18 protein-coding genes are annotated in these 14,564 nt (G+C 61.2%); 8 read left to right on the top strand and 10 right to left on the bottom strand.

Translation table 11 applies throughout. From position 1 onward, the window contains the following. Window positions 1-18: 18 nt before the first annotated feature. From ahbB (AB7M26_RS23120) to AB7M26_RS23085, 8 genes are read right to left on the bottom strand one after another with little or no spacing between them, the layout of a single operon-like run. Window positions 19-522, bottom strand: coding sequence for a siroheme decarboxylase subunit beta (gene ahbB / locus AB7M26_RS23120; RefSeq protein ID WP_123494258.1), 504 nt, complete (start codon window positions 520-522; stop codon window positions 19-21). Further along, window positions 497-940 (bottom strand): Lrp/AsnC family transcriptional regulator, encoded by a 444-nt coding sequence (locus AB7M26_RS23115; RefSeq protein ID WP_123494260.1) that lies wholly within the window; start codon window positions 938-940, stop codon window positions 497-499. The genes ahbB (AB7M26_RS23120) and AB7M26_RS23115 overlap by 26 nt, the downstream gene beginning before the upstream one ends. Beyond that, window positions 933-1,448 carry a siroheme decarboxylase subunit beta gene (gene ahbB / locus AB7M26_RS23110; protein ID WP_123494262.1) on the bottom strand — a complete coding sequence of 172 codons (516 nt, stop codon included), beginning with the start codon at window positions 1,446-1,448 and terminating at the stop codon, window positions 933-935. Before ahbB (AB7M26_RS23110) ends, AB7M26_RS23115 begins: the two co-directional genes overlap by 8 nt. Further along, window positions 1,445-1,903: an Lrp/AsnC family transcriptional regulator gene (locus AB7M26_RS23105; protein WP_123494264.1), complete on the bottom strand. Its 459-nt coding sequence runs from the start codon at window positions 1,901-1,903 to the stop codon at window positions 1,445-1,447. The genes ahbB (AB7M26_RS23110) and AB7M26_RS23105 overlap by 4 nt, the downstream gene beginning before the upstream one ends. A 1-nt stretch (window position 1,904) precedes the next feature. Then, the gene (locus tag AB7M26_RS23100; protein WP_123494266.1) at window positions 1,905-3,083 is read right to left on the bottom strand and encodes a cytochrome D1 domain-containing protein; all 1,179 of its coding nucleotides are present in this window, start codon (window positions 3,081-3,083) and stop codon (window positions 1,905-1,907) included. Next, entirely contained in the window at window positions 3,080-3,406 is a 327-nt protein-coding gene (locus tag AB7M26_RS23095) for a c-type cytochrome (RefSeq protein ID WP_008075032.1), read from the bottom strand. The genes AB7M26_RS23100 and AB7M26_RS23095 overlap by 4 nt, the downstream gene beginning before the upstream one ends. 16 nt (window positions 3,407-3,422) lie before the next feature. Then, window positions 3,423-3,737, bottom strand: a complete 315-nt coding sequence (locus tag AB7M26_RS23090; RefSeq protein ID WP_063340230.1) for a c-type cytochrome — start codon at window positions 3,735-3,737, stop codon at window positions 3,423-3,425. A gap of 24 nt (window positions 3,738-3,761) precedes the next feature. Next, a complete protein-coding gene (locus AB7M26_RS23085; RefSeq protein WP_123494267.1) occupies window positions 3,762-5,453 on the bottom strand; it encodes a nitrite reductase in 1,692 nt (563 codons plus the stop codon). 208 nt (window positions 5,454-5,661) lie between these two features. On the opposite strand from AB7M26_RS23085, the gene AB7M26_RS23080 reads away from it, so the two are divergent. The 6 genes from AB7M26_RS23080 to AB7M26_RS23055 all read left to right on the top strand — a co-directional run bounded on the left by AB7M26_RS23080 (window position 5,662) and on the right by AB7M26_RS23055 (window position 11,391). After that, on the top strand, window positions 5,662-6,444 hold the full coding sequence (locus tag AB7M26_RS23080; protein ID WP_412548329.1) for a CbbQ/NirQ/NorQ/GpvN family protein: 783 nt from the start codon (window positions 5,662-5,664) through the stop codon (window positions 6,442-6,444). Next, window positions 6,428-7,015 (top strand): cytochrome c oxidase subunit 3, encoded by a 588-nt coding sequence (locus tag AB7M26_RS23075; RefSeq protein ID WP_123494271.1) that lies wholly within the window; start codon window positions 6,428-6,430, stop codon window positions 7,013-7,015. Before AB7M26_RS23080 ends, AB7M26_RS23075 begins: the two co-directional genes overlap by 17 nt. Window positions 7,016-7,026: 11 nt before the next feature. Then, complete coding sequence (locus AB7M26_RS23070; RefSeq protein ID WP_123494273.1) at window positions 7,027-7,284, top strand: cytochrome C oxidase subunit IV family protein; 258 nt, start codon at window positions 7,027-7,029, stop codon at window positions 7,282-7,284. 315 nt (window positions 7,285-7,599) lie between these two features. Next, a complete protein-coding gene (locus AB7M26_RS23065) occupies window positions 7,600-8,040 on the top strand; it encodes a c-type cytochrome (protein ID WP_038982840.1) in 441 nt (146 codons plus the stop codon). Between the two features lie 3 nt (window positions 8,041-8,043). After that, entirely contained in the window at window positions 8,044-9,471 is a 1,428-nt protein-coding gene (locus AB7M26_RS23060; RefSeq protein ID WP_123494275.1) for a cbb3-type cytochrome c oxidase subunit I, read from the top strand. 78 nt (window positions 9,472-9,549) lie between these two features. Further along, the gene (locus AB7M26_RS23055; RefSeq protein WP_123494277.1) at window positions 9,550-11,391 is read left to right on the top strand and encodes a nitric oxide reductase activation protein NorD; all 1,842 of its coding nucleotides are present in this window, start codon (window positions 9,550-9,552) and stop codon (window positions 11,389-11,391) included. A gap of 23 nt (window positions 11,392-11,414) precedes the next feature. Here the strand turns inward: AB7M26_RS23055 and AB7M26_RS23050 are convergent, their stop codons facing one another. Further along, window positions 11,415-11,606: a protein DnrP gene (locus AB7M26_RS23050; RefSeq protein WP_123494376.1), complete on the bottom strand. Its 192-nt coding sequence runs from the start codon at window positions 11,604-11,606 to the stop codon at window positions 11,415-11,417. Window positions 11,607-11,611: 5 nt separating this feature from the next. After that, window positions 11,612-12,295 (bottom strand): Crp/Fnr family transcriptional regulator, encoded by a 684-nt coding sequence (locus tag AB7M26_RS23045; RefSeq protein ID WP_008075049.1) that lies wholly within the window; start codon window positions 12,293-12,295, stop codon window positions 11,612-11,614. A 592-nt stretch (window positions 12,296-12,887) separates the two neighbouring features. On the opposite strand from AB7M26_RS23045, the gene AB7M26_RS23040 reads away from it, so the two are divergent. Both AB7M26_RS23040 and AB7M26_RS23035 read left to right on the top strand, forming a co-directional pair. Next, window positions 12,888-14,078, top strand: coding sequence for an NnrS family protein (locus AB7M26_RS23040; RefSeq protein WP_123494281.1), 1,191 nt, complete (start codon window positions 12,888-12,890; stop codon window positions 14,076-14,078). Window positions 14,079-14,106: 28 nt separating this feature from the next. After that, window positions 14,107-14,544: a hypothetical protein gene (locus AB7M26_RS23035; protein ID WP_123494283.1), complete on the top strand. Its 438-nt coding sequence runs from the start codon at window positions 14,107-14,109 to the stop codon at window positions 14,542-14,544. The last annotated feature ends 20 nt before the right edge of the window (window positions 14,545-14,564 follow it).

Genomic DNA, 14,564 nt, shown 5'->3' with positions numbered 1-14,564 from the left:
CTCCTTATAAGCGCGTGTTCAGCGTGGCACTGACGGCAGCCGCAAACCGGTTTTCTTCAGGATGCGGCTGCTCACCAGCATCTCGTCGGCGACGCAGGCGTCGCCCAGCAAGTAGCGCAGGTGTTCGCGGTAGCTGTCGATTTCCTCGCGGCTGCGACCGTGGACCATGGCGAACAGGTTGTAGCGCCACGTGGTTTGGCGCGGGCGTCGATAGCAGTGGCTGACGAAGGGCTGCGCACCGATCAGTGCGCCGAGGCGCGGCATGTCCGTGTCGCGCACATCCCAGACCGTCATGCCGTTGTGGCGATAGCCCAGGCGATAGTGGTTGGGGACGGCGGCGATACGCCGGATGGCGCCCTCGGCCTGCAAGCGTTTGAGCAAGTCCAGGGTGGATTCGATGCTCAGCTCCAGCTGTTCGGCGAGCCAGGCCCACGGGTCGTCCAGCAACGGCAGGCCGGCCTGGGTCAGCTCGATCAGACGCTGAGCCAGGGTGTCTTCAGACCGGGAAGTACAGACCGACATGGTAGGTCTCCTCTTTGGGCAAGTTGAGCAGCGGCAGGCCGGTCAGGGTTTCGATGTGCTGCAGGGTCTCGGCGATACCTTGTTCGGTCGGGCAGCCGAGCACGAACCACATGTTCCAGGCGTGTTCGCGTCGGTAGTTGTGCGCCACTTCAGGCAGTGCATGCAGTTGCTCGGCGACGTCTTCGAAACGCTCCTCCGGCACCGCCAATGCGGCAAGGGTGAAGGCGCCACCGAGACGTTCGATGTCGAACATCGGGCCGAAGCGCGTGAGCATGCCGTCTTCCAGCAGTTCATGAAGGCGGTCGAGCAGTTCGGTACTGCTGCTCTCCAGTTCGGCGGCCAGTGCCTGCCACGGGTGGCGCACCAGCGGCAGGCCCAGTTGCAGGCGGTTGATCAGCCGACGGTCGAGGTCATCCATGGGTGGGGGCTCCGGTTGGTGAGGGGGTAAAGCGTCCGCCGCACTGTTTGAATGCGTGAGTGCTGAACAGCAGTTGGTGGGGCAGGTCGCTCAGCAGGTGTTCTTCCAGCAACGCCTGGATCTGCGCCTCGACCTGCGCGCGTTGGCGCCCGTGAACCATGCAGAACAGGTTGTAGCGCCACTGCGGCAGGCGCCGCGGCCGTTGGTAGCAGAGGGTGATGCCGTGCGCCCGGCCCAGGCGTTGGCCGACTTCGTCGATCAGCGCGTCCGGAACATCCAGCACCAGCATGGCGTTGGCGGTAAAGCCCAGCGCGCGATGGTTGAGCACCAGGCCGATCCGGCGAAACAGTCCTTGCTCGTGCCACTGATGCATTTGCGCGAGCACCTGGTTTTCGTCGGCGTCTATCCGTTCGGCGAGGGCCTGATAGGGGCGCGATACCCGCGGCAATCCGCCTTCCAGATGCCGACGCAGCGCCAGTGCCTGTTTGGGATTCAACCCCGGTGTCATGAGCTTTCTCCCAGGGCAAAACCGAGGTCGATGCGGTAAGCGGTCAGCATCGGCAGATCCAGCGGCATGAGGCCGGTGTCTTTCTCAAGTTGTTCGAGAACGCGTTCGATGTGTTGGCGATCAGGGCCGGTCAGCACAAACCACAGGTTGTAGAAATGCTCCCGCGCGTAGTTATGGTTGACCTCGGGATACTGGCTGACGTGTTCGGCGACCTGTTGCAAGCGTTCGGCGGGCACGGCGAGGGCGGCGAGGGTGCTGGCCCCGGCACGACGGTGTTCGAACACCGGACCGATCCGTGAGAGGGTGCCGGCCTGATCCATTGTTTCCAGGCAAGCCATCACCTGGGCCTCGCAACAACCGAGCATCCGCGCCATCTCCTTGTACGGTTCCGCGCACAGCGGCATGCCGTGCTGGAAGCGGTCGATCAGTTGGCGGCTGAGCAGGTCGAGGTTCATTTCAATAGCCCATTTTTTGCGCGCGACTGCTGAAGAAGATGCCGCTCGGCGCGGTGGCGGGAAGGGTGCTCAGCTGCTTCAGGCTGTACGGGTCCCAAACCTGAACCTGATCGCCATCGCGTAACGACAGCCACAACTGATCGCCGCGAGCGGTGAATTCCATGTGCAGCACCGCCGGTCCTGGTCGCAGATCGGCGACCACGGCATGGGTTTCGCTGTCGATGACCTGTACCCGATCGTTGTCCGGGTAGGCGAAATTGACCCACAGCTGCCGACCATCCGGCCGCGACGTGACGAACACCGGTTGGCCGGCCACCGGGATGGCAGCGGTCTGCTTCCACGTGTGCGAGTCCATCACCAGCACCTGATGCCGGCCGACGGCGGGCACGAAGGCCTGGTGATCGGCGACGGCCCAGCCCTCCAGATGCGGCATTTTGTAGACGGGCAATTTCGCCTGGCCGCGTCCGTAATCACCGAGCACTCGCTGCACCCCGCGCTCGGGGTGCCAGAGGTCGAGTTGCGCCATGCCGTCTTCGCCAAACAGTCCCGCCATGTAATAGCGACCATCCGGGGTCACCATCGCGTCGTAGGGTTGCTGGCCGATGTCGGTGAAGCGGCTGATTTGCGGCGTGTTGCCCTGACTGAAATCGGCGGTCCAGATCTCGCCGGTATCGAACAGGCTGAACACAAAACGTTGCCCCGGCGCGTCGACCAGGCCGACCACCCGTGAGCGCTTGCTGCCATCGGCCAGGGGCGTCGCCGGAATATCGGCCACCAGTTGCAGGGTTTCGGCATCGAATACCTTGACCCCGCCGGGCACGTAGTTGGACACGGCGATGAGTTTGCCGTCCTGACTGATCGCGCCGCCGATGCTGTTGCCGCCCTGTATCAGCCGTTGATCGATGCGTTGGGTCAGCAGGTCGATCTTGCTCAGCCCGCCGTCGCGGCCGAACACATAGGCATAACGCTGGTCGCGGGAAAACACCACCGAGGCATGGGACAGATCGCCCAAACCCTTGAGTCGGACCAGTGCCGTGCGGGTGTCGCTTTCGATGATTTGCACGCTACCGGTGGCGCGCTCCACCACCACCCCCAGATCGCCGGTACCACGCAACGGTGGCTGAGCACACGCGGACAACAACAGCCCGGTCGCCGCTAAAAGCAGGGTTGAACGGATCATGGTGCGGGGTATCCCTGGAGAAGAAGATCGACCAGCCAACGGATGTCATCCGGGCTGAGCAGCGGGGCCCAACCGGGCATCGCGGTGCCGGGCCGGCCTTGGCTGACGGTGGCTATCAGGCTGTCCCTGGACTTGCCCGCCAGCGTTGCGCGGGTCAGGTCGGGACCCAGCCCGCCGGTCATGTGCAGTCCATGGCAGGCGCCGCAGTCCTGGGCCAGCAGGTGTTCGAGTTGTGCCTGACGCTTGGCATCGGGCGCGGCAACCGTGGTTGCGCAAATGAGGAGGAGGGCCGCCAGAATCGCAGCGTGTCGATAAACCTTCATGACGCCCTCCAGTTGGCTATTTGAGACTCAGGACCCAGGTTGCAAGTGTCTTCGCTTCTTCATCTGTCACCGGGTTGGCCGGCATTGGCATCGGGCCCCAGTTGCCTTGCGTGCCGTTCTTGATGTGGCTGGCCAGGGTGTCCACGGCCCCGGCCACGCCCGCATTCTTGGCCGCGACATCCTTGAGCGCCGGGCCGACCAGCTTGGTGTCGATGGAATGGCAGGCGGCGCAGGGTTTGCTTTTGAACAGCTCCTGGCCGTCTTGGGCCATGGCCGGCTGCACACTCAGCGCAGCGGTCAGGGCGAACAGTGAAAACAGAGTATTTTTCATGGGGATTCCTTGCATTGATGGAGCTCAATAGATGTCGTGTTGGGTGTTGTAGACGTTGAATTTCCCGGTGGGTGTGATCAGTCGCTTGTCCTTTATGACTGATTTGAGCTTCAGCGTTTTGTCGTCGATCACTACCAGCGCCGATTCCTCTGACTGACCGCTCCACACGGAGAACCAGACTTCATCGCCGGCCTTGTTGTATTCCGGCTGTACCACCCGCATCGCGCCTTGCTTGATGCCGGCGTACTCGGCGATGGGCAGCACGGTGTAGCCGGCGTCGAGTTTGTCGATGTTGAACACCGCCACCGACTGGCTCAGCTTGGCGTCGGGGTTGAGGGTGGTGTCGACATACAGGTGACGGGAATCAGGGTGGGTTTTGATAAACAGCGATCCGCCGCCCTGGCCCTTGAGTGAGGCGACCTGTTTCCAGGCGAATTGCGGGTGCTTGACCGGGTCGGTGCCAATCAAGGAAATGCCGTCATCACCCAGATGGCTGGTGGCCCAGACCGGGCCGTAGGTCGGGTGGTTGAAGTTGGCGCCGCGCCCCGGGTGAGGGGTTTTGCCGACCTCCACCAACGCTGCCAGCTTGCGATCTTTGGAGTCGATCACCGCGACTTTGTTGGAGTTGTTGGCGGCGGTCATGAAGTAGCGGTGGGTGCTGTCCCAACCGCCGTCATGCAGGAAGGGCGCGGCATCGATGTAGGTGATGGTGAGGTTTTTGATGTCCTGGTAATTGACCAGCATGACCTTGCCGGTCTCCTTGACGTTGACGATGAACTCCGGCCATTCGTGGGAGGCGATGATCGCCGCGACCCGGGGTTCAGGGTGATATTCCTGCTTGTCGACGGTCATGCCACGGGTCGAGACGATCTGTTTGGGCTCCAGGGTTTCGCCATCCATGATCGTGAATTGCGGCGGCCAGTAGGAGCCGGCGACGGTGTATTTGTCTTCGTAGCCCTTGAACTTGGAGGTCTCCACCGAGCGCGCCTCGATGCCCACTTTGACTTCGGCGACCTTGGTCGGCTCCACCGGCCACAGGTCGATCATGTCGATCCGCGCGTCTCGACCAATCACCAGCAGGTAGCGACCGGAGGCAGAAATCCTCGAGATGTGTACCGCGTAACCGGTCTCGATCAGCTTGACGATTTTCTTGCTGTCACCGTCGATCAGGGCAATCTTGCCGTCATCGCGCAACGTCACCGAAAACAGATTGGGCAGGTTGAGTTTGCTCAGTTGCTTCTTCGGACGATCCTCAGGCTTGACCAGCACTTTCCAGGTTTTCAGCGTCTCGGCCATGCCCCATTCCGGCGGCGTCGGCGGCGTGTGCTGAATGAACTTGGCCATTGACGTGATCTGATCCTTGGTCAGCGCATTGGACGTCCCCCAGTTCGGCATGCCCGCCGGTGAACCGTAGGTAATCAACGCCTCCAGAAACGGTTGCCCGCGAGACTGGGTGATGTCCGGTGTCAGTGGCTTGCCGGTGGCGCCTTTGCGCAGAACGCCGTGGCAGCCGGCGCAACGCTGGAAGTAAATTTCCTTGGATGAGTCGAACTCGGCCTGACTCATGTCGGGCGCCCCGGTGGCTTTGACCATCAGTGGGCTGGCCGCAGCGGCAGCGGGCTCGTCGGCCCGGGCCGCATGAGTCACCGCAAGGGCCAGCGTCGAACACAATGTGGCGACAGTCAGAGCAAACGTTTTTCTATTGCTGATCAGCATTCCATTTCTCCTCAGGCAAGACCTTTGCGATGTGCTGAAACGGCAGCGCAGAACGCAGGTTCTTAGTGCCGTGCAAGGCTATGCCCGAGCAGGCCAATGCTCGCTTGACCGCGATCAAGTTTGCCGGCCATGTCACTTGCCAGGTTGTCGCAGGGGCCCGTAGCGTGTGGCTTGAATCCGCTTTTGGAACAGACAGCCCATGGACCGAATCCAGTCTTGCGAACCCTTCTATCAACCGCTCAATAATGAGGAGGTGCTGTTCGAGCAAGCCTGGCGACACGGCATGCCGGTACTGATCAAAGGCCCGACCGGATGCGGCAAGACCCGCTTTGTCCAGCACATGGCCCATCGGTTGAAACTGCCGCTGTACACCGTGGCCTGCCATGATGATTTGAGCGCCGCCGACTTGATTGGCCGTCATTTGATCGGTGCCCAAGGCACCTGGTGGCAGGACGGGCCACTGACCCGCGCGGTGCGTGAAGGCGGCATTTGTTATCTGGACGAAGTGGTCGAGGCGCGCCAGGACACGGTGGTGGTGTTGCATCCGCTGGCCGATGATCGTCGCGAGCTGTTCCTGGAGCGCACCGGCGAAGTGCTGCAGGCACCGTCGTCATTCATGCTGGTGGTGTCTTACAACCCCGGCTACCAGAACCTGCTCAAAGGCATGAAGCCCAGCACCCGACAACGCTTCGTGGCGATGCGTTTCGGCTATCCGCCGGTGGCCGATGAAGAGCGCATTGTCGCCCGGGAAGCGCAGGTGGACAGCGCGCTGGCGGCGCAAGTGGTGAGGCTGGGGCAGGCACTGCGCCGGCTGGATCAACATGATTTGGAGGAAGTCGCCTCGACGCGGCTGCTGATTTTCACCGCGCGAATGATCCGCTCCGGCATGAGCCCGCGTGAAGCGTGCATGGCCTGCCTGGCCGAGCCGCTGAGCGATGATCCGCTGACGGTTGCGGCGCTGATGGGCGTGGTTGATGTCCACTTCGGCTGAGGCCAGACGCGTTGCGCCGGGGCACTTGCCAGGCGATCTGGCGATGTGGTTTTTCATTCTGGCCGAGCTGTCGGTGTTCGCCATTCTGATTCTGGCGTTCGCCGTGACCCAGGCACTCAAGCCGCAGCTGTTCGGTGAAAGCCGTCAGTTGCTCAACACCTCTACCGGCCTGGCGATGACCCTGAGCCTGCTCACCGCCGGGCTGTTCGCCGCGCTGGCTCAAGAGCAAGTCAAGCGCTCCCGGTCTCGCCACGGCGCTGTCTACCTGCTGGCAGCGTTGCTCGCCGCCAGTGTCTACGTGGTGTTGAAGATCACGGAATACCGGCACTTGCTGGCCTCGGGGCTGGGCATGGAGCACAACACGTTTTTCACCCTCTACTGGATCCTCACCGGTTTTCATTTTCTCCATGTACTGCTCGGCATGGTCATCCTCGGGTGGCTCGCCGAGCGCTGCCGTCGTGGTTTGTACAACGCCGCCAACCGCAGCGGGCTTGAATCGGGTGTGCTGTATTGGCACATGGTCGATCTGATCTGGGTGGTGCTGTTTCCGCTGGTCTACGTTCTGAATTGACGGGGGTTCTGATGTCGGCTTCCAGGTTTTTGCTGGTCTGCTGGGCAGCGCTGGCCACGTTAAGCGTGTGCACGGTGGTGCTGGCACAGATGGGCGCGACATGGCTGCTGTCGGTGGCCATTTTGCTGGTGGCGGTCGGCAAGGCCTGGCTGATTGCCGATGGCTTTATGGAAATGCGCCATGCCCCGCGATTGTGGCGCCTGTTGATGGTGAGCTGGGCGGTGGTGTTGGCGGTGGTTGTGGGGATGACGCTGGTTTCAATTGGTTAATTACCTGTGGCGAGGGAGCTTGCTCCCGTTAGGCTGCGAACTGTGGCGAGGGAGCTTGCTCCCGCTCGGTTGCGAAGCAGCCGTAAAACCTGTGCCTGCTTTCTATCTGAATAATCGCGCTATCTGAATATGCGCGGTGACTGGTTTTAGGGCCGCTGCGCGCCCCAGCGGGAGCAAGCTCCCTCGCCACAGGTTGGTGCCTGGCGTCCTGGTGCCTATACCCGACCAAAACCATCTGCCTTTCTTGATCGCCATCAAGCAGGTTTCAACCCTTCGCTTCCTATCATGGGCACGCCAAGCAAAGAGGAAGCGACCATGTCAGAGACCTTCACCAAAGGCATGGCCAGGAATATCTACTTCGGGGGAAGCATTTTCTTCTTCCTGATATTCCTGGCCTTGACCTATCACACGGAACAGACCTTTCCAGAGCGCAGCAATGAGGCGCAGTTAACTGAATCAGTGATCCGCGGCAAGACGGTCTGGGAGCAAAACAACTGCATCGGCTGCCACACGCTGCTGGGCGAGGGCGCCTACTTTGCGCCTGAGCTGGGCAACGTGTTCCAGCGGCGCGGCGGGGAGGCGGGTTTCAAACCCTTTCTACATGCCTGGATGAAAATGCAGCCGCTGGGCGTACCGGGCCGGCGCGCGATGCCGCAGTTCAAGTTGAGCGAGCAAGAGGTGGATGACATCGCCGAGTTCCTCAAATGGAGCTCGAACATCAACACCAATGGCTGGCCGCCAAACAAGGAGGGCTAAGAGATGAGCATGGCTAATCCGCATCTGAAATTCGCCTCGCAAGCCGTGGCCAAACCGTACTTCGTGTTCGCCCTGATGCTGTTTCTCGGTCAGGTGCTGTTCGGTTTGATCATGGGTGTGCAATACGTGGTGGGGGACTTTCTGTTCCCGATCATTCCCTTCAACGTGGCGCGGATGGTGCACACCAACCTGCTGATCGTCTGGCTGCTGTTCGGCTTCATGGGCGCTGCCTACTACCTGATTCCGGAAGAGGCCGACCGCGAACTGCACAGTCCGAAGTTGGCGATCATTCTGTTCTGGGTATTCGCCGCCGCGGGCGTGCTGACGATCCTGGGCTACCTGCTGGTGCCGTATGCCGGCCTGGCCAAGCTGACCCACAACGAGTTGCTGCCGACCATGGGCCGGGAGTTCCTGGAGCAGCCGACCATCACCAAGATGGGCATTGTGGTGGTGTGCCTGGGCTTCCTTTACAACATCGGCATGACCTTGCTCAAAGGTCGCAAGACCACCGTCAGCATGGTGATGATGACCGGGCTGATCGGCCTTGCGGTGTTCTTCCTGTTCTCCTTCTATAACCCCGGCAACCTGGCCCGCGACAAGTTCTACTGGTGGTGGGTGGTGCATCTTTGGGTGGAAGGCGTGTGGGAACTGATCATGGGTTCGATGCTCGCTTTTGTCCTGATCAAGATCACCGGTGTCGACCGGGAAGTCGTGGAGAAATGGCTGTACGTGATCATCGCCATGGCGCTGATTACCGGGATCATCGGCACCGGTCACCACTTCTTCTGGATCGGTGCGCCTGAGGTCTGGTTGTGGGTCGGCTCGATCTTCTCGGCACTCGAACCGCTACCGTTCCTGGCCATGGTGATCTTCGCCTTCAGCATGGTGAAGAACCGTCGCCGGCAACACCCGAATCGCGCCGCCACGCTGTGGGCCAAAGGCACCACGGTCACCGCGTTCTTCGGTGCGGGCGTCTGGGGTTTTCTACACACCCTGGCACCGGTCAACTTCTACACCCACGGTTCGCAACTGACGGCGGCGCACGGTCACCTGGCCTTCTACGGTGCTTACGCGATGATCGTGATGACCTTGATCAGCTACGCCATGCCGCGTTTGCGCGGGCTGGGTGAAGCCGCTGACGAGCGTTCGCAGACCTTGGAAATCTGGGGCTTCTGGTTGATGACCCTGTCGATGGTGATGATCACGCTGTTCCTCACCGCTGCCGGTGTCGTCCAGGTTTACCTGCAACGCTGGCAGGCCGACGGGATCGCGTTGCCATTCATGGCCACGGTCGAACATCTGCAGGTGCTGTTCTGGGCGCGTCTGGGCGCCGGTCTCGGCTTCTTCGCCGGCTTGCTCTGTTACCTGTTCAGCTTCAAGCAACGCAGCCGCGCCGCCTTGCGCGCCCCGGCTGCGGTTGTACCTTCATGAACGAGTGCAATGGCTAGAAAAGGTCGGCCCGGCTGATACAGCGGGCCGTTTTTTTGGTTTCCGGGAAGGGCAAGCATCATGGCGTTTACCGTCGAACTGGAAGAGTGGGTAGGCAGTGTCTGGCATCGTTTCATCACCCGGCGTGCCAGCCCGGACTTCCCTGAAGCACGGGTTGAACTGGCCAGCCAGCAACGCCCGCTGGCGCTGTTGTTTCGCGCCATGGGCGGTGCCAATGGCATCGGTGTGGAGGCCGCCAGCGACCGCGATCTGCTGCTGCGCCGAAACGTGTTGCAGCAGATCGCCGGCACCTGCAAACAAGTGCCGTTGGCGTGGTGTGACGCGAGTAATTTGCGGCTGCCATCGAGCCTGGCGGTCTTCCCTGAAGTCGCACTGAACGAGGAACTCTATCGCTGGCTCGCGTTGCTGGCGGCCCAGGCCGGGCAGATGCGGCACTGGGGGCGGGACAATCAACGCTGGACGCAACAGCTGTTGCGGCGCTATCCCGCGCTGCGTGCTCGTTACAAACGACTGGTCGATGCCCATCTGCAATTGCGCCCCGATCCGGCCTCGTTGAACGCCAGCGAAGCGGCACTGGAACGGGCGCTATGCCAGGCGCTGCGCGAACCCGGCAGTGTCGAACATTTTCCCCGCAGCGAACGGGCCGCCTGGCCGCTGCCGCTGTGGTTGTACCCGCCGCAAAACCTTGCCAGCCCGCAGGCGGCCGATCTGGGCGATGAATCCGAAGAGTCGTTGACCACGCCGCCCGGCGAACAGAAAAGCGGGCGTAAACGCGCAACGCGGATCGATGAAAGCACCCGTGAAGGCGGGCTGTTGGTGGTGCGTCTGGAGAACCTGTTCAGCTGGACCGAACACGTGGACCTGGATCGCTGGTCGGACGACAGCGAAGACCCGGACGCCGCCCGGGTTGCCGATGACCTGGATGAACTGACGCTATCTCGCACCCGTCTGCGCAAGGGCGGCGGGCTCAAGCTGCACCTGGATTTGCCACCGGCCGATGTCGACGATATTCCCCTGGGCGAGGGCATCAAGTTGCCGGAGTGGGACTACCGCAAACAACAAATGCAGGACAGCTTCGTCAATCTGCAAATGATGGTGCCCCGCGACTGCGAGGCGCAGCCGTTGCCATTACGGTTGAAGGCCTCGGCGCACCGCTTGCGGCGTCAGTTCGAGCACCTGCGTAATGACCGCCAATGGTTACGCCAGCAACCCCAGGGCTCTGAGCTGGACATGCAGGCCTGGCTGGATTTTTACGTTGAGCGCGAGCATGGCCAGTGTGCCGAACGCGGTCTGTTCATGGAGCAGCGGCAGACCCGCCGCGATCTCGCGTGCCTGTTACTGGCCGATGTGTCGATGTCCACCGACGCCCACCTTAACGATGAGCACCGCGTCATCGACGTCATCCGCGACAGTCTGCTGCTGTTCGGCGAAACCTTGTCGGTGCTGGGCGATGATTTCGCCCTGTACGGGTTTTCCTCGCTGCGCCGTCAGCAAGTGCGCATGCAGGAACTCAAGGCGTTCACCCAGCGTTATGACGACACCACCCGAGGTCGCATTCAAGGTCTCAAGCCGGGGTATTACACGCGCATGGGCGCCGCCATTCGCCAGGCCACGCAACTATTGGGCACCAGCAAGCGGCGCAGCAAACTGTTGCTGCTGCTCACGGATGGCAAACCGAATGATCTGGATCTGTATGAAGGGCGATACGGTGTTGAAGACACCCGCGAGGCGGTGCTGGAGGCGCGGCGTCAGGGGTTGACGCCGTTCTGTATCACGATCGATCGCGAAGCCGGGGATTACCTGCCGTACATGTTCGGCGCCAATGGCTACACCTTGATCCGCCAGCCTGAGCAGTTACCGCTGCGCTTGCCGCAGTTGTATCGCCAGCTGACTCAACCTTGAACCCCGGTTTGATCAACACAGCATCAACTGATGCTGCGCGGCAGCCAGAAAAACATCGTCACGCAGAAGATCGTGAGGCCAACGCAGAACCACATGAATCGGCGCTGCCGACGTTCTCCGGCGCGTTCAGCCAGTGCCGGCAGGGGCATGCCGCATTGGCGGCACTCGACTTCTTGTGGTGGGTTGGCATGTTGGCAATAGAGGCAGACGGGCATGGCACTCACTCGAACTGTTCCAGGCGCAGACGATCAAGAATGGCGATCTGACGGCCGTCCTGAGTGATGATGTTTTCATCGATCAAGCGGCGAATGATCCGCGAAAAGGTTTCCGGCTGGATCGACAGATGACCGGCAATCAGCTGCTTGGCCATCGGCAGCTCGAATTGGCTGTCAACGGTTTGCTGGCGCACCAGTTGCGTTAGCAGATAACGCACGACGCGGTGGGTGGCGTTTTTCAATGACAGGGTTTCGATTTCATTGACCCGTTGATGCAAGCGAACGCAGAGCTTGCCCAGCAGTGCAAAGGTCAGCCGACTGTTGCTCTGCAGCAGGCGCATGTAGGTGCTGTTGGATAACCGGTAGAGCTGGGTGGGGCAGATCGCTTCGGCCGAGGCCACGTAGTTCGGGGTGTCCATCAGCATCATCGCCTCGGCGAAGGTTTGCCGATCGCTGATGACCTCGAACACTTTCTCCTGCCCATCGGGTGTCAGCCGGTAGATTTTCACCGCGCCGGCAATGATGAAATAGAACGAATCGGCCGGCTCACCTTGACGGAACAACGGCTCGCCTTTGTCGATGCTCAGCAAGTGGCTGGTACTCATCAGTTCATCCAGCTGTTCTTCGTTCAACGGCTCGAACAAGTGATGACTGCGCAGAATCTGGTGATGGACGCGATGAAGCACCATGAGAATTCATCCTGAAGAGAGAGAAGGAGGATCAGGTCAGACGAGACCTAGAGAAACGCCGCTGGCCAGGGCCAGGATTGAGGTCAACACAACAAACCAGGCCAGTGGCTGGATGACTTTTTTCATGACGACTCCGGGTAATCGAAAGGGATCCAGGATTTCTAAAAGGTTGCCCATGCAGAGCAAGACGCGGGCCAGGCTTGGAGGGCCTTGTTTATGGGGGTTCTCAAGCATGAGGGTAAAAAAGACTATGCTGTATAAGGTTTAAATAACCCTGAAATGGTCATTTTTACCCTGGTCGGGAGCACCTTGTGGCGAGGGAGCTTGCTCCCGCTGGAGTGCGAAGCACTCCCAACACCGGCCATCGCAATTCTTCAGATACAGCGCATCAGCCGGTTTACGGCTGCTGCGCACCCGAGCGGGAGCAAGCTCCCTCGCCACAAAGGACGCGCGCTCGGCATCGGGGCACGCCACTTGCACACTTGATCTGCGACAAAGGCAATGAATCGGTAATACCCGATGATTGCCCCTGGATTTACCTCGGCGCGTGCGGGTTGGCGCCAGGTCAGCAAACAGGTAGAGGAGTGGCTTTATGCAAGTGCTTGACCGCCGTAAAGCGATGGCCATCGCGCCGCTGTTACGGCTGGCCTTTCGGCCGTTTTTCCTTGCTGGATGCCTGTTGGCGGTGCTGGCCATTGCGCTGTGGCTGGCGGCTTTTAGTGGTTCGATGTCCGACTGGCAGCCGGCAGGCGGTTGGCTGGGCTGGCATCGGCATGAATTGTTGTTCGGGTTCGGCTTGGCGATTATCGCGGGCTTTTTGCTGACGGCCGTGCAGACCTGGACCGGTCGCCCCGGCCTCAGCGGCAAGCCGTTGGCCGCTCTGGCGTTACTGTGGTTATTGGCGCGAGTGGCCTGGCTGGCCAACGTGTCGTGGCCGTTGCTCGCGGTGCTGGAAATGGCGTTCCCGTTGGCGGTGGCAGTGCTCATGGGCTTTACCTTGTGGAAGGTGCGGCAGAAACGTAACTATCCGATTGTGGTGGTCTTGCTGTTGTTGGCCGTGGCCGACGGTTTGTCCTTGTACGGCCTGGTCGAGGGGCATGAAGGCTGGCAGCGCCAGGGCGTGCTGACCGGCATCTGGCTGGTGGCGGCGATGATGGGGTTGATCGGTGGGCGGGTGATTCCGTTCTTCATCCAGCGTGGCCTCGGTAAGGTCGATGGCGTTGCCCCTTGGCCCTGGCTGGATTGGCTGCTGCTGATTGGCTCGCCCCTCGTGGCGTTGTTATATGCCGCCGGACCTGCGCTTGCCCCCAATTTCTGGGTGGGCCTGTTGTTCGCCGTGTTGGCCGTAGGGCATCTGGTGCGCCTGGTTCGCTGGCATGATCGCGCCCTCTGGCACGTGCCGTTGTTATGGTCGTTGTACCTGGCTTATGGCTGGTTGGCGGTGGCCTGTCTCGGGATGGCGCTGTGGCATTTCGGCGCGCCGATTAACCCGAGTCTGGCGGTGCATTGCCTGACCATCGGGGCCATGGGCGGCCTGGTGCTGGCGATGATCGCGCGGGTCAGCCTTGGGCATACCGGCCGTGCGCTGGAGCCGCCGTCGGGGATGACCCTGGCGTTCATCTTGCTCAATCTGGCGTGCCTGAGTCGGGTCGTGTTGATCGAGTTCTTTCCCTTGCCGGCATTGTGGTTGGCTGGTCTGTGCTGGGCGCTGGCGTTTGCGCTATATGCCTGGCGCTATGGGCCGATGCTGCTGCGGGCCCGGGTGGACGGTCATCCGGGATGAGCACGCGAACGGACAGAGGCTGGCGCTGATGTATCCCTTTTTACTGGTCACGCATTTGCTGGCAGCGATTGCCTTCATCGGCACACTGTTTTTCGAGGTGGTCATCTGGCATCGCGCACGCCAGCAGTTGGCGGACGTATCGCAAGTGACGGCAGATCAGGCGATTGCCGTGCGTTCGCGCAAGGTACTGCATGGCGTGGTGTTGCTGTTGTATGGCGCCGGCATCGGCCTGGCGTGGCAGTACCGGGGCGCATTGGGTCAGCCGCTGGCCAGCAGTTTTGGCCTGTTGCTGAGCCTCAAGATCCTGCTGGCCCTGAGCATCATCGGCCATTACTTGCTGCTGGCCTATTGGCTGACCCATGCGCGCCTGACCGCGACTCGCGCCAGCTGGATTCGCCGCAGCATCCTCGGGCACATGGTGTTGATCGTGATCCTGGCCAAGGCGATGTTCTATTGGCACGGTTGATCACAAGCAGTCCAGGATAA

This window comes from Pseudomonas sp. F-14 TE3482, from assembly GCF_053629455.1.
This window is presented reverse-complemented; position numbering and strand designations above follow the sequence as displayed.

Bases quoted from the DNA above. Each gene is read 5' to 3' on its own strand.
- AB7M26_RS23050 (WP_123494376.1), bottom strand. From the start codon at position 11,606: ATGCCCGTCTGCCTCTATTGCCAACATGCCAACCCACCACAAGAAGTC.
- ahbB (WP_123494258.1), bottom strand. From the start codon at position 522: ATGTCGGTCTGTACTTCCCGGTCTGAAGACACCCTGGCTCAGCGTCTG.
- AB7M26_RS23045 (WP_008075049.1), bottom strand. From the start codon at position 12,295: ATGGTGCTTCATCGCGTCCATCACCAGATTCTGCGCAGTCATCACTTG.
- AB7M26_RS23095 (WP_008075032.1), bottom strand. From the start codon at position 3,406: ATGAAGGTTTATCGACACGCTGCGATTCTGGCGGCCCTCCTCCTCATT.
- AB7M26_RS23065 (WP_038982840.1), top strand. From the start codon at position 7,600: ATGTCAGAGACCTTCACCAAAGGCATGGCCAGGAATATCTACTTCGGG.
- AB7M26_RS23035 (WP_123494283.1), top strand. From the start codon at position 14,107: ATGTATCCCTTTTTACTGGTCACGCATTTGCTGGCAGCGATTGCCTTC.
- ahbB (WP_123494262.1), bottom strand. From the start codon at position 1,448: ATGACACCGGGGTTGAATCCCAAACAGGCACTGGCGCTGCGTCGGCAT.
- AB7M26_RS23060 (WP_123494275.1), top strand. From the start codon at position 8,044: ATGAGCATGGCTAATCCGCATCTGAAATTCGCCTCGCAAGCCGTGGCC.
- AB7M26_RS23040 (WP_123494281.1), top strand. From the start codon at position 12,888: ATGCAAGTGCTTGACCGCCGTAAAGCGATGGCCATCGCGCCGCTGTTA.
- AB7M26_RS23115 (WP_123494260.1), bottom strand. From the start codon at position 940: ATGGATGACCTCGACCGTCGGCTGATCAACCGCCTGCAACTGGGCCTG.
- AB7M26_RS23085 (WP_123494267.1), bottom strand. From the start codon at position 5,453: ATGCTGATCAGCAATAGAAAAACGTTTGCTCTGACTGTCGCCACATTG.
- AB7M26_RS23100 (WP_123494266.1), bottom strand. From the start codon at position 3,083: ATGATCCGTTCAACCCTGCTTTTAGCGGCGACCGGGCTGTTGTTGTCC.
- AB7M26_RS23075 (WP_123494271.1), top strand. From the start codon at position 6,428: ATGTCCACTTCGGCTGAGGCCAGACGCGTTGCGCCGGGGCACTTGCCA.
- AB7M26_RS23090 (WP_063340230.1), bottom strand. From the start codon at position 3,737: ATGAAAAATACTCTGTTTTCACTGTTCGCCCTGACCGCTGCGCTGAGT.
- AB7M26_RS23105 (WP_123494264.1), bottom strand. From the start codon at position 1,903: ATGAACCTCGACCTGCTCAGCCGCCAACTGATCGACCGCTTCCAGCAC.
- AB7M26_RS23070 (WP_123494273.1), top strand. From the start codon at position 7,027: ATGTCGGCTTCCAGGTTTTTGCTGGTCTGCTGGGCAGCGCTGGCCACG.
- AB7M26_RS23055 (WP_123494277.1), top strand. From the start codon at position 9,550: ATGGCGTTTACCGTCGAACTGGAAGAGTGGGTAGGCAGTGTCTGGCAT.